The 13,610-nt window shown below is 73.9% G+C and carries 11 protein-coding genes; 10 read left to right on the forward strand and 1 reads right to left on the reverse strand.

All coding sequences use genetic code 11. The features are described from left to right. Window positions 1-305: 305 nt before the first annotated feature. Complete coding sequence (locus tag AB0M26_RS01760; RefSeq protein ID WP_365252788.1) at window positions 306-1,184, forward strand: MurR/RpiR family transcriptional regulator; 879 nt, start codon at window positions 306-308, stop codon at window positions 1,182-1,184. A 189-nt stretch (window positions 1,185-1,373) separates the two neighbouring features. Here the strand turns inward: AB0M26_RS01760 and AB0M26_RS01765 are convergent, their stop codons facing one another. Further along, a complete protein-coding gene (locus AB0M26_RS01765; RefSeq protein ID WP_365252791.1) occupies window positions 1,374-2,900 on the reverse strand; it encodes a diaminopimelate decarboxylase in 1,527 nt (508 codons plus the stop codon). Window positions 2,901-2,991: 91 nt separating this feature from the next. Here AB0M26_RS01765 and AB0M26_RS01770 point away from each other — a divergent pair, with 91 nt between their 5' ends. The 9 genes from AB0M26_RS01770 to AB0M26_RS01810 all read left to right on the forward strand — a co-directional run bounded on the left by AB0M26_RS01770 (window position 2,992) and on the right by AB0M26_RS01810 (window position 13,526). After that, the gene (locus AB0M26_RS01770) at window positions 2,992-3,585 is read left to right on the forward strand and encodes an XRE family transcriptional regulator (RefSeq protein ID WP_365252793.1); all 594 of its coding nucleotides are present in this window, start codon (window positions 2,992-2,994) and stop codon (window positions 3,583-3,585) included. 60 nt (window positions 3,586-3,645) lie between these two features. Continuing rightward, window positions 3,646-4,941 carry an FAD-dependent oxidoreductase gene (locus AB0M26_RS01775; protein ID WP_365252796.1) on the forward strand — a complete coding sequence of 432 codons (1,296 nt, stop codon included), beginning with the start codon at window positions 3,646-3,648 and terminating at the stop codon, window positions 4,939-4,941. Further along, a complete protein-coding gene (locus tag AB0M26_RS01780; RefSeq protein ID WP_365252799.1) occupies window positions 4,929-5,195 on the forward strand; it encodes a (2Fe-2S)-binding protein in 267 nt (88 codons plus the stop codon). Before AB0M26_RS01775 ends, AB0M26_RS01780 begins: the two co-directional genes overlap by 13 nt. Continuing rightward, window positions 5,192-6,574, forward strand: coding sequence for an FAD/NAD(P)-binding oxidoreductase (locus AB0M26_RS01785; protein WP_365252801.1), 1,383 nt, complete (start codon window positions 5,192-5,194; stop codon window positions 6,572-6,574). The genes AB0M26_RS01780 and AB0M26_RS01785 overlap by 4 nt, the downstream gene beginning before the upstream one ends. A 286-nt stretch (window positions 6,575-6,860) precedes the next feature. Then, window positions 6,861-7,928: a dihydrodipicolinate synthase family protein gene (locus AB0M26_RS01790; protein WP_365252804.1), complete on the forward strand. Its 1,068-nt coding sequence runs from the start codon at window positions 6,861-6,863 to the stop codon at window positions 7,926-7,928. After that, window positions 7,925-8,944, forward strand: a complete 1,020-nt coding sequence (locus AB0M26_RS01795) for a proline racemase family protein (protein WP_365252807.1) — start codon at window positions 7,925-7,927, stop codon at window positions 8,942-8,944. The genes AB0M26_RS01790 and AB0M26_RS01795 overlap by 4 nt, the downstream gene beginning before the upstream one ends. Before the next feature lie 309 nt (window positions 8,945-9,253). Continuing rightward, complete coding sequence (hutU, locus tag AB0M26_RS01800) at window positions 9,254-10,912, forward strand: urocanate hydratase (protein WP_365252810.1); 1,659 nt, start codon at window positions 9,254-9,256, stop codon at window positions 10,910-10,912. 53 nt (window positions 10,913-10,965) lie between these two features. Continuing rightward, window positions 10,966-12,165, forward strand: coding sequence for an allantoate amidohydrolase (locus AB0M26_RS01805; protein WP_365253024.1), 1,200 nt, complete (start codon window positions 10,966-10,968; stop codon window positions 12,163-12,165). Continuing rightward, window positions 12,156-13,526 carry a formimidoylglutamate deiminase gene (locus AB0M26_RS01810; RefSeq protein WP_365252813.1) on the forward strand — a complete coding sequence of 457 codons (1,371 nt, stop codon included), beginning with the start codon at window positions 12,156-12,158 and terminating at the stop codon, window positions 13,524-13,526. Before AB0M26_RS01805 ends, AB0M26_RS01810 begins: the two co-directional genes overlap by 10 nt. The last annotated feature ends 84 nt before the right edge of the window (window positions 13,527-13,610 follow it).

The following is a 13,610-nucleotide window of genomic DNA, read 5'->3' on the forward strand; positions in this document are numbered from 1 at the left end:
TGCCGCTTATCCCGGGCGCCGGGCGCCACCTCACCCGAGCGGATCCGTTTCGCCGCTTGGCCTGCCGTCGTGTGCCGGGGGCGTGGTCCACCGCCTGCCGGGACGGGCGCCCGTTCCGCACGGACCGGCCTTGCCGGGCTTGTATATGGTCATGCAGAGTTTGTGGTGACTGAATAGCTTGCGGGTGACGTAATGGCAGTCGGGCCCGTGACGGGACGCGCTTCACGGCGCGGCCCGCGGGGTGCCGATCCGCGACGGACGCATGCGGTGCGCGGCGAGGCGGCGACCGACGGGAGGGCGACGACATGGGCCACCGGGACGAGGGCGGGACCGGCGTCGGGGACGCCGGTGCGGCCGGTGCCTCCGCCCGGCTGCAGAAGCTCTTCGAGGGTCACCGGCTGACGCCGACGCAGCGGCGCATCGCGCATTGCATGGTGCGGCGCGCGGCGGACGCGCCGTTCCTCTCCAGCGTCGAGCTGGCCGAACTGGCCGGAGTCAGCCAGCCGTCGGTGACCCGCTTCGCCGTCGCCCTCGGCTTCGACGGCTATCCCGCGCTGCGCAAGCACCTGCGCGAGGTCGCGCCCCCGGAGCGGGCGGAGGGGGCGGAGGCGTACACCGAGTACCAACAGGCCGTGCAGGCCGAGATCGAGAACCTCCGGCACCTGGCCGCCGCCCTCGCCGACCCCGGACCGGTGGAGCGGGCGGGCCGTATCCTCGCCGCCTCCCGCCCGCTGCCCGTGCTCGGACTGCGCGCCGCTTCCGCCCAGGCGCGCGGCTTCGCGTACTTCGCGGCGAAGGTCCACCCGGACGTACGGCTGCTGGACGAGGGCGGCACCATGCTCGCCGACCGCATCGACGCGGCCCGGCGCGCCGGCGCGACCGCCCTGCTGTGCTTCGCGCTGCCCCGCCACCCGCGTGAGGTCGTCGATGCGCTCGGCCATGCACGCGACGCCGGTCTGAACGTGGTGACCGTCGCCGACAGCGCCTTCGCCCCGGTCGCGGCGCTCAGTGACGTACTGCTGCCTGCGGCTGTCGGCACGGGGCTCGCCTTCGACACCGCGTGCGCGCCCATGATGCTCGGCCGGGTCCTGCTGGAATCGATGTGCGACGCGCTGCCCGACGCCCAGTCCCGCCTGGAGGACTTCGACGCGCAGGCGACGGCGCGCGGGCTGTTCGTGGAGTGACGTGTACGGTCCCGGCCGGTACGGGAGCGTGAACGCGTACCGCGACGGGCGTCCTGCGGTGCGGGAGGACGCGGGCCACGCCGAGCGGAAGGCTGCGCTCGTTCGCCATGTCGTAGCAGATCACGCCGATGCGCCCCGTACCCGCCGGATGAGAGGCGCGCAGCACGCGCCGCCGGCGGGCTCGGCGGGTCAGCCGCGGAGGAGTCCGCCGGTCAGTGCGTCGCGCTGCGCCGCGCCGCTCTCGGCGACGATCTCCTCGACCGTCTGCTGCGGGCGCGCGAGCGCGAAGCGCACGCCCCCCGGAACGGACGGGTCGTCGGTGAACCCGTACACGGCGGGCCGCGGAAGGCTGTTGTACGCGAAGTGGTTGGAGAAGTAGTACGCGCCGGTGTCGAGGAGGGCGGCCAGATCGCCCGCGGCGAGACGCGGCAGCGGACGGTTCTCCGCCACCAGGTCACCCGCGAAGCAGCAGGGGCCCGCCACGTCCTGCGCCACCGTGGGCCCGCCCTTGGGCAGCCCCTTCGCGTCGTACGCGCATACGCGCAGGGGCCAGGACTGCGGGGCGAAGGCCGTACGGGTGGCGACCTGGGCGCCCGCGTGCGTGACGGCGATGGTCCGCGCGCCCGCCGACTTGGCGTACTCCACGCGGGCCAGCACGAGGCCGCTCTTGGCGAGCAGCGAGCGGCCGAACTCGGTGACCAGGCCGTACCGCCCGTCGAGCAGTCCGGGCACGGTGGTGGCCAGCAGCCGGGCGTACCCGGCGAAGTCCGGGGGCGCGTCGGAGCCGAAGTCGACCGGAAGACCGCCGCCGATGTCGAGGGTGTCGACCTGGCGGCGCCCGGCCGTCGCATTGATCTCCTCGGCGAGCGCGTACGCGGCTCGGGCGCCCGCCGCCATCGCCGTGGGCTCCATGCCCTGGGAGCCGCTGTGGACGTGCACACGGGTCAGCCAGGGGCGGTCCAGGAAGGCGCGCACGACCCGGCCCCTGACCTCGTCCGGCGTCCCCCCGTCCGGTCCGTCGTCGCGCAGCGGCACCCCGAACTTCGACGTTGCGGTGGCGGTGGACAGCGCGTCGATGGCGCCGCCGCCGATCTGCGGGTTGATGCGCAGGCCCACCGGGGGCGGCCCGACCCGGTCCGCCACCAGGGCGTCGAGGCGGGCCAGCTCTTCCCAGTTGTCAGCGTTGAGGGCGATCCCGAGGTCCAGGGCCTCGCGCAGCTCGGCGTGCGTCTTGGCGGGGGAGTCGAGCACCGTACGGGACGCGGGGAGACCCGCGGCCCGCGCGAGCGCCAGCTCCCCGGGGCTCGCGACCTCGCAGCCGAGCCCCTCGTCGGCGAGCAGCCGCAGTACCGGGACCAGCGATGCGGCCTTGACGGCGAACGCATGCAGGACCGGGGTGCCGGGGGTCGTCACCTCGTCGAACGCGGTGCGCAGCGAGGCCGCGGCCCCGCGGATCCCCGTCACGTCCAGCAGCCCCACGACCGGTGACGCCTCGGTGATCAGGCCCTGCTCCACGGCCGAGCGCACGGCCCGCTCACGGCGGGCGACGGGGCCGTTCCCGTCCTGTCCGCGGCCGTCGACACCGGCCCTGCCGCCGTCCCTTCGGCCGCCTTCCCTTCGGCCGCCTTCGCTTCGGCCGCCTTCGCTTCGGCCGCCTTCGCTTCGTCCGTCGCGCCGCTCGTCGTCCTGCCGTCCCGCGGAACCCTTGGTGCTCATGGGCCCACTCCACCACCCCCGTGCCGGATCTGCCCATCGTTTCCGGGCGCGCGGCTCGTTACAGTGGCGGCCCGCCGAGCGAGGAGGAGCCGTGAACGGGGCACAGGGACAGGCGGGGCGCATGCTGGGGGCCAACCTCCGCGCGCTGCGTACCGAGCGCGGCCTCTCGCTCTCCGAGGTCTCCCGCAGGTCCGGCGTCGCCAAGAGCGCCCTCTCGCAGCTCGAGGCCGGACACGGCAACCCCACCATCCAGACGGTGTTCTCTCTGTCGAACGCTCTGCGGGTCCCGGTCTCCGATCTCCTCGTCGAGCGGACCGAGCCGGACGTGCTGCTCGTACGCGGGGCCGGCCTCGATGTGCTCAGCAGCGAGGCCGTCGATCTGCGGCTGCTGCGCCGGGTCGAGCCCCGGGGCGGTGTGCTGGAGGTCTACGACCAGCGGGTGCGGCCCGGGGAGCGGCAGCACTCGGACGGCCACCCCGGCCTGGAACATGTCGTGGTCACCGAGGGCGTGCTGCGGGTCGGGCCGCCGGAGGATCCCTACGAGTTGGGGCCCGGCGACTACGTCTGCCTGCCCGGCTCACGCCCGCACATCTATGAGACCGCGGGCGAAGTCCCGGTGGTCTCGGTGCTGTTGCTGGAGTACCCGGACGGCGCGGGTATTGACCCGGCGGGCCCGCCTCATTAGCGTCGTTCCCGTTCTCTGAAGAGAACGATTCCCGAGGGCCAGGGAACGGCGGTGCGGTGCATGCACGTCCTCCGGCAACACCCCGACGTGGTCGTCGTGGGCAGTGGCATCGCCGGTGCCGCCTGCGCCGAGTCCCTCACCCGGCGCGGCGTACGCGTCACGGTCCTCGACCGCGGGCCGCTTGCCTCCGGCACGACCGCGTGCGGTGAGGGCAACCTCCTGGTCTCCGACAAGGCGCCCGGGCCCGAACTCGCCCTCGTCCAGGCCTCCTTGCGCCGCTGGCCCGTCCTGCTCGCGGAGCTGGCCGAGGAGCTCGGACCACGCACGGCCGCGTGCGAGTACGAGCGCAAGGGCGGACTCGTCGTCGCCCTCGCCGACCGCGATCTGCCCGGTCTGCGGGCCTTCACCGCCGCCCATCGCGAGACCGGTGTCGAGGTCCGCGACCTCTCCGCGTCCGAAGTCCCCTACTACGAGCCGGGGGTGACCCGACGGGCGCGTGGAGCCGCGTTCTGGCCCGAGGACGCCCAGCTCCAGCCGGTGCTCGCGGCCACGGCCCTGCTCGCCGCGGTGCGCGCCCGCGGCGGCCTGGTTCGTACGGGCGTCCGGGCGACCGGGGTCGACCACGGCACGGACGGGCGCGTGTGCGCCCTGGTCACCGCGGAGGGCCCCGTCCCGTGTGGCGCGGTGGTCAACGCCTGTGGCCCGTGGGCCGGTTCGTTCGCGCGGACGGCCGGCACCCCGCTGCCCGTCCTGCCCCGCCGCGGCCTGGTCCTGGTCACAGCCCCGCTGCCGCCCGGCACCGTACGGCACAAGGTCTACGACTCCGACTACGCCTCCGCGGTGGGCAGCGGCGACGCCGGGCTGCGGACCTCGACGGTCGTCGAGTCGACCCGGGCCGGAACGGTGCTCATCGGGTCGAGCCGGGAGCGCACGGGATTCGACGAGCGGGTGCGCCTCGACGTTCTGCGCGAGCTGGCCCGCAAGGCCGCGGTCCTCTTCCCCGCCCTGCGGGACGTCCATGCCATGCGCGCCTACGGCGGCTTCCGCCCGTACACCCCCGACCATCTGCCGGTCATCGGCGAGGACCCGCGCCGCCCGGGACTGTGGCACGCCACGGGACACGAAGGCGCCGGCATCGGACTGGCCGCCGCCACGGGCGAGTTGCTCGCGGAGCTGTACACGGGGGAGCCCCCGCACCTCGCCCCAGAGCCGTTCCGGGTGGGCCGGCCGGGCCTGTCGGCCGCGGAGGGATCGACCGGGGAGGAACCGGCCGGGGAGGAACCGAGCGGGGAGGAACCGACCGGGCAGGGATCGACCGGGCTGGGATCGACCGAGGAGGAACCATGCCGACCGTGACCATCGACGGCGAGCCGCACGCCTTCATGCCCGGCCGCACCGTCGCGGCGATCCTCCTCGCCGCGGGCCGCCGGTCCTGGCGGACCACGCGCCACGGCGGCCGGCCGCGCGGCGTCTTCTGCGGCATCGGTGTCTGCCACGACTGCCTCGTCACCGTCAACGGCCTCCCGGACGTCCGTGCTTGCCTGCGCCAGGCCTCCCCTGGCGACACCATCCGCACCCGCACCGCTCCCGACGACGAGGAGGACCGATGATCGTCGTCGTCGGCGCCGGGCCCGCGGGCACGTCCGCCGCACTCGCCGCGGCGGACGCCGGAGCCCCGGTGGTCCTGCTCGACAACGCCCCGCGCGCCGGGGGCCAGCACGACCGCCGGCCCCTCGTCGGCCGGCGGTCCCCGTCACCTCGCGAAGCGGCCCTCGATGCCCATCCCCGTATCGATCACCGGCCCAGCACCTCCGTCTGGGCGATCGAACAAGGGCCGGACGGCACCTTGGTCCACACCCAGCAGGGCCCCGCCGACGCCGCACGCCCCGTACGGACCTTCCGGGCGGGCGCTCTCATCCTGTGCACCGGCGCCTATGACCGCGTTCTGCCGTTCCCCGGCTGGGAGTTGCCCGGGGTGGTCACGGCGGGCGCCGCGCAGGCCCTCGTCAAGGGACAGGGGATCCCGCCCGGCGGCCGGACCCTCCTGTCGGGCACGGGTCCGTTCCTGCTGCCGGTGGCCTCCGCGCTGCTCTCCGCCGGCGCGGACCTCGCCGGGGTGTACGAGGCCGGGTCGCCCACCGGCTGGCTGCGCAGCCCTCTCGCCGCCCTCCGCGACGGCCGCTCCAAGCTTCCCGAACTGGCCGCCCACGCCGCACGGTTGGCCCGGCACCGCGTCCCCTACCGCACGCGCACCGCGGTCGTCGCCGCCCACGGGCGCGACCGCGTCGAGTCGGTGACCCTCGCACGCCTGGGGCGGGACTGGACCGTCCGCAGCAGCCGCTGTGTCGAGGCGGACACCGTCTGCGTCGGCTACGGCTTCACTCCCCAGCTCGAACTGGCCGTGGCCGCCGGATGCGCCCTCCGGGACGGCCGGTTCGTGGCCGTGGACGACACCCAGGCCACCTCCGTTCCGGGGGTGTACGCGGCAGGTGAGATCACCGGCATCGGCGGAGCCGAACTCGCCGCCGCGGAGGGGGAGGTGGCGGGCGCGGCCGCGGCTCACGGCCTCGCCGACGGGGCGCCCGCCGCAGCCTCGTCGACGTACGGACGCCGCTCGGCCGCTGCCCGCGTACGGTCCGGACGCCGCTTCGCCGCCGCGCTCGCCGCGGCCCACCCGGTCGGCCCGGGCTGGCGGAGCTGGCTGACCGACGACACGGTCGTCTGCCGCTGCGAGGAGGTCACGTACGGGGATCTACGGGCGGCGGTCGAGGACCGTGGCGCGGACGGTATGCGCACGCTCAAGCTCACCAGCCGCGTGGGCATGGGCGTCTGCCAAGGGCGCGTCTGCGGTCGCACCGCGGCCGAGCTGGCGGGCGTCCCCGAATCGCACCGGCGCCCGCTCGCCCAGCCGGTCCGCCTGGGCGACCTGGGAGCCGGGCCCGGTCGGAGGACCCGTGAGCCGGGGGCCTGTGAGCCGGGGGGCCTGTGAGCGGGGGGCATCCGTGAGCCCGGGGACCTCCGTCGGGGGAGGGCGCCCGTCGGCTGGAGGGTCGTCAGGCCGGGCGCCGGTGAGGTGGAGGACCCCCGTTGGCCGGAGGCCCCCGTCGGCCAAGGGCCGGTGAGGTGGAGGACTCCACCCCGTCGGCCGGAGGGCTTTCGTCAGCCCGGGGCCGGCGAGCCGGAGGACCCATGCCCGGCGATACGCGACCGGGGAGGCGCGTGACCCGGAAAACCGTGACGACACCCGCAGACCGCCGGACCATTCGGAGGAGAGAATGCCCCAGCCCGCCCAGGCCCACCCCCAGCCCGGCCACCGTCCCGACGCCGAGACCCACGCCCAACGCCTCACCGGCGTCATCGTCGCGACCGCCCTCCCGTACGCCGATGACGCCGCCGCCCCCGCCGGCCTTCGACCCGACCTCGACGCCTACGCCGACCACTGCCGCTGGCTGATCGACAACGGCTGCGACGGCGTCGGCCCCAACGGCTCGCTCGGCGAGTACTCCTCGCTCAGCGACGCCGAGCGGCGCGCCGTCGCCCGTACGGCGGTCGAGGCGGTCGGCCGGGACGCGCTCGTCGTCGTCGGTGTGCACGCCGCCGGTGCGCACCAGGCGCGCCGTCACGCCGAGACCGCCGCTGAGGACGGCGCCGATGGCGTGCTCTGCCTGCCGCCCACCCTCTACCGCGCCAACACCGCAGAGATCGTGCACCACTTCGAGGAGGTCGCGAAGGCGGGCCTGCCGGTCATGGCGTACAACAACCCGCTCGACACCAAGGTCGATCTGACCCCGGAGATCCTCCGCGAGGTCGCGGCCATCGACAACGTGGTCGCGGTCAAGGAGTTCTCCGGCGACGTACGGCGTGTGCTCCACATCCGGGAGCAGGCACCGGATCTCGCCGTCGTCGCCGGCGCGGACGACCTCGTCCTGGAGGCGCTTCTCATGGGCGCCACGGGCTGGTTCGCCGGGTTCCCGAACGTCTTCCCCGCCGAGTCCGCCCGTCTCTTCGCCCTCGCCCGCGCGGGGCGGCTCGCCGAGGCGCGGGAGCTGTACGAGCCCCTTGTCGCCGCCTTCCGGTGGGACTCCCGTACCGAGTTCGTGCAGGCGATCAAGCGGGGTATGGACCTGGTGGGTCGGTACGGCGGTCCGTGCCGGCCGCCACGCGGGCCGCTCTCGCCCGGCCAACTGGCGGAAGTGGACGCCGATATGAAGCGCGCGACGCAGGCCCTGGCCGCGGCGCAGGCCCTGGCCGCGACGCAGGCCCTGGCCGCGGCGCAGGCGCTCTCCGGCCCGAACGGATCCGCCGCGGCCAATGCCACCGCCCCGCACGAGGACCTCCGATGAGAGCCGCCCGCTGCTTCCACGCGGTCGACTCCCACACCGAGGGCATGCCCACCCGCGTCGTCACCGGGGGCATCGGCCCGGTGCCCGGCGCGACCATGGCCGAGCGGCGCCTCCACTTCGTCGAGCACCTCGACCACGTCCGCCGCCTGCTGGTGAACGAGCCGCGCGGGCACGCCGCCATGAGCGGCGCGATCCTCCAGCCGCCGACCCGGCCGGACGCCGACTGGGGCGTACTGTTCATCGAGGTCTCCGGCTGTCTGCCGATGTGTGGGCACGGCACGATCGGCGTGGCCACGGTCCTCGTCGAGACCGGCATGGTGGAGGTGACCGAGCCGGTGACGACGGTGCGGCTGGACACCCCGGCGGGCCTGGTAGAGGCGCTTGTCACCGTACGGGACGGCCGAGCCGAGGCCGTCACACTGCGGAACGTGGCGTCGTACGCCCATGAACTCGACGCCGTCGTGGAGGTGGACGGCCTCGGAGAGGTCCGCTACGACATGGCGTACGGCGGCAACTTCTACGCGATCACACCGCTCGACCGGCTCGGCATCCCGTTCTCCCGGACGCACAAGGACCGGATGATGGCCGCCGGTCTGGCGATCATGGACGAGATCAACCGGCGGCGCACACCCGTCCACCCCGAGGACCCGGGCATCACCGGCTGCCGCCATGTCCAGTTCACGGCTCCGGGCGCTCCGGCGCCGGACGGCGGACCCGCCTCGGACGCGCGCAACGCGATGGTGATCCGCCCGGGGTGGTTCGACCGTTCCCCCTGCGGCACGGGCACCAGCGCGCGTATGGCGCAGCTTCATGCGCGCGGGGAGCTGCAGGTCGGCCGGGACTTCGTCAACGAGTCCCTCATCGGGACGCGGTTCACGGGGCGCCTGACGGGGACGGCGCGGGTAGGGGAGCGGGACGGCGTCGTGCCCACGGTTACGGGGCGGGCCTGGATCACGGGCATGGGCCAATACCTGCTGGATCCGCGTGACCCGTTCCCCGCCGGATTCACGCTGTAGCGGGCAGTGTCGCGAATCGTACGAGCCTTCTACCCGTACCAGGGCGGTGGGACCGCCGTCTCCCGGCAGCATGCCTTGCTGCTCGGGGCTCCTTCGCCCCCTGTGCGGGGCGCGTACCGCCCGTTGTGCCGGGCCGGCCGCCGATGGGGCGTGTCCCAGGGGCGGAGACCACGTCGGTGTCCGCGCCCGCCGCCGGCCGACCGGGCAGGCTGATCGGCGTAGCACTGCGAGGGGCCCTGTTGACTACGTCTATTCATCTCGGGAGGATGTGAATAGCTCAATCCAATCGATGGCAGGGAGGCTGGGCTCATGTCAGGACCGCGACCCGTGCGAGCACCGCGTGGTACGGAACTGAGCGCTCTGGGATGGCAGCAGGAAGCCGCCCTGCGGATGCTGCAGAACAACCTCGACCCCGAGGTCGCCGAGCATCCGGACCAGCTCGTCGTCTACGGCGGCACTGGCAAGGCGGCCCGCGACTGGCGCTCGTTCGACGCCATGGTCCGCACCCTGCACACGCTCAAGCAGGATGAGACGATGCTCGTCCAGTCAGGACGCCCGGTCGGCGTCATGCAGACCCACGAGTGGGCGCCCCGCGTCCTCATCGCCAACTCCAATCTCGTCGGGGACTGGGCGAACTGGGAGGAGTTCCGGCGGCTGGAGGCCCTCGGGCTGACCATGTACGGCCAGATGACGGCCGGTTCCTGGATCTACATCGGCACCCAGGGCATCCTCCAGGGCACGTACGAGACCTTCGCCGCCGTCGCCGCCAAGCGGTTCGGCGGCACGCTCGCCGGGACCATCACGCTCACCGCCGGCCTCGGCGGCATGGGCGGCGCCCAGCCGCTCGCCGTCACCATGAACGACGGCGTCGTCATCTGCATCGACTGCGACCCGCGCGCCATCGACCGCCGTATCGAGCACCGCTACCTCGATGTGAAGGCCGACTCGCTCGACCACGCGCTGCGGCTCGCCGTCGAGGCGCGCGACCGGCGCGAGCCGCTGTCGATCGGGGTGCTGGGCAACGCCGCCGAACTCCTCCCGCAACTGCTGGCGATGAACGCCCCCATCGACATCGTGACCGACCAGACCTCCGCCCACGACCCGCTCGCATACCTGCCGATCGGCGTGGAGTTCGACGACATGGCCTCCTACGCGGCCGAGAAGCCCGCCGACTTCACCCAGCGCGCCCGTGCGTCCATGGCCAAGCACGTCGAGGCCATGGTCGGCTTCATGGACGCCGGGGCGGAGGTCTTCGACTACGGCAACTCGATCCGCGGCGAGGCTCAACTCGCCGGATACGAGCGAGCGTTCGCCTTCCCCGGCTTCGTCCCCGCCTACATCCGCCCGCTGTTCTGCGAGGGCAAGGGCCCCTTCCGCTGGGCGGCCCTCTCCGGCGACCCCAGGGACATCGCGGCGACCGACAAGGCGATCCTCGACCTCTTCCCGGAGAACGAGTCGCTGGCCCGCTGGATCCGGATGGCCGGGGAGCGGGTGCACTTCCAGGGTCTTCCGGCCCGTATCTGCTGGCTCGGCTACGGGGAGCGGGACCGCGCGGGCGAGCGCTTCAACGACATGGTGGCCTCGGGCGAGCTGACCGCACCGCTGGCGATCGGCCGCGACCACCTGGACTGCGGCTCGGTCGCCTCCCCGTACCGCGAGACGGAGGCCATGCTCGACGGCTCGGACGCGATCGCCGACTGGCCGCTGCTCAACGCGATGGTCAACGTGGCCTCCGGCGCCTCCTGGGTCTCCCTCCACCACGGCGGTGGCGTGGGCATGGGGCGCTCGATCCACGCGGGTCAGGTGACGGTCGCCGACGGCACGCCGCTCGGGGGCGAGAAGATCCGCCGGGTGCTGACCAACGACCCGGGCATGGGCGTGATCCGCCATGTGGACGCGGGCTACGAGTCGGCCGACGCGGTCGCCCGGGACCGCGGGGTCCGCATCCCGATGCGGGAGGGTGAATGACCGGCCGCCCGGGCGGGCGCCGGCAGACGCCCGCGCCGCCCTCCTTCCACGGCATGTGGGCCGACCTCCTGCCCATCGGCCGACACGCGGCCACGGGCGGCTACCGCCGCTACGCCTGGACCCCCGCCGACGCCGACTGCCGCGCCTGGTTCCGCGCGCAGGCCGAAGCCCGCGGCCTGACCTACGAACTGGACCGCAACGGCAACCAGTGGGCCTGGTACGGGGATCCGGAGGCCGGGAACGCCGTCGTCACCGGATCGCATCTCGACTCCGTGCCGGACGGCGGCGCGTACGACGGCCCGCTCGGCGTCGTCTCCTCCCTCGCCGCACTGGACGAACTGAGGGCGCGCGGAGCCGCCCCGGACCGCCCGCTCGCCATCGTCAACTTCGGTGACGAGGAAGGCGCCCGCTTCGGTCTCGCCTGCGTCGGCTCCCGGCTGACCGCCGGGCAGCTCGGCGCCGAGCAGGCGCACGCCCTGCGCGACGCCGACGGAGTGTCCCTCGCGCAGGCGATGGAACGGGCGGGGTACGACCCGGAGGCGATCGGCCCCGACCCCGAACGCCTCGCCCGCATCGGCGCGTTCGTCGAACTCCACGTCGAACAGGGCCGCGCTCTGGACCGTACGGGCCATGCCGTCGGCGTCGCCTCGGCGATCTGGCCCCACGGGCGCTGGCGCTTCGACTTCCGCGGCGAGGCCAACCACGCCGGCACCACCCGGATCGAGGACCGCCGCGACCCGATGCTCACCTATGCCGCCACCGTGCTCGCAGCCCGCGAGAAGGCGGCGCGCGCCGGTGCGCTCGCCACCTTCGGCAAGGTCGGCGTCGAACCCAACGGCGTCAACGCCATCGCCTCTCTCGTCCGCGGCTGGCTCGACTCCCGCGCCGCGGACGAGCACACGCTCGCCACCGTCGTCGGCGAGATCGAGCGCGCAGCGGCCGAATGGGGCGCGCGCGACGGCGTCGAGGTGAGTGTCACCCGGGAGTCGTTCACCCCCGTGGTGGAATTCGAGCACGGGCTGCGCGACAAACTCGCGGCTCTGCTGGCGGCGGACGGCGCGCCCGTCCCCGTACTGCCCACCGGAGCGGGCCACGATGCCGGTATTTTGTCGGCCTCGGTGCCCACCGCCATGCTGTTCGTACGGAATCCCACCGGCGTCTCGCACTCGCCTGCCGAGAGCGCCGCCGAGGACGACTGCGTCGCCGGTGTCACCGCACTCGCCGACGTACTGGAGGGGCTCGCGTGTCGCTGACACCGCAGACCTACTGGGCCGAACACGCCTGGCTGAACGGCACGGTCGAGCAGCGGGTCCTGATCGAGACGGGCTCCGACGGGCGGATCACGACCGTGCGCCCCGACACGCCCACCGCGCCACCCGGCTCGGTCGGCCTGCCCGGGCTGACCATCCCGGGTCTGGCCAACGCGCACTCGCACGCCTTCCACCGCGCCCTGCGCGGCACGGTCCAGGTCGGCTCCGGCACCTTCTGGACCTGGCGCGAGATCATGTACCAGTTCGCCGCCAGGCTCACCCCCGATACCTACTTCGACCTGGCCAAGGGCGTGTACGCCGAAATGGCCCTGGCCGGGATCACCGCCGTCGGCGAATTCCACTATCTGCACCACGCCCCGGCCGGCGAGCGCTACGCCCACCCCAACGCCATGGGCGAGGCCCTGGTCGCCGCCGCGGCCACCGCAGGCATCCGCATCACTCTTCTCGACACCTGCTATCTGACCTCCGGTTTCGGAACGGGCCGCAGCGGCGCGCCGCCGGACCGCCACCAACTGCGGTTCAGCGACGGCACCGCGGAGGGATGGGCGGAGCGCGTCTCGGCCTTCCCCCGTGACGTGCTGGGCGAGCACGCGCGGCTGGGCGCCGCCATCCACTCCGTACGCGCCGTCCCCGCCGCCGAGTTGGGGACCGTGACAGCGTGGGCGGCGGACAACGAGACGCCCCTCCACATCCATCTGTCCGAGCAGATCGCGGAGAACGACGCCTGCCGACGGGCCCATGGCTGCACCCCCACCCGGCTGCTCGCCGACCACGGCGTGCTCGGCCCGCGCACCACCGCCGTCCACGCCACCCACCTCACCGCGGGGGACATCGCCCTCCTCGGCGGCTCGTCCACAGGCGTGTGCATGTGCCCGACCACCGAGCGGGACCTCGCCGACGGCATCGGCCCGGCCAAACAGCTCCAGGACAAGGGCAGCACCCTCAGCCTCGGCACGGACAGCCACGCCGTCATCGATCTGCTCGAGGAGGCCCGCGCGATGGAGCTCGACGAGCGGCTCCGTACGCGCACCCGCGGACACTGGACGGCCTCTCAGCTCATGCGGGCGGCGACCGCCGACGGCCACGCCGCCCTCGGCTGGCACGAGGCGGGCCGCATCGAGGTGGGCGCGTTCGCCGACCTCACCACGATCGGGCTGGACTCCGTCCGCACCGTGGGACCGCTGCCCCGGCTGGCCACCGAGACGGCCATATTCGCGGCGACCAACGCGGATGTCCGGCACACCGTGGTCGGAGGGCGTCACATCGTCCGCGAGGGGATCCACCAACTCGTCCCGCACGTCCCCCAATCGCTGGCCGGAGCGATCGCAGCCCTGAGAGCCTGACGGCCTCACAGCTCTGGCGGGCCAAACCGGCCCGACGCACCGCCACGACGCCACGACCCGCGCGGACGAGACCGCAGCGGACCT

This window comes from Streptomyces sp. NPDC051776 (genome assembly GCF_040681345.1).
In the GTDB taxonomy this organism is placed as follows: Bacteria; Actinomycetota; Actinomycetes; order Streptomycetales; family Streptomycetaceae; genus Streptomyces.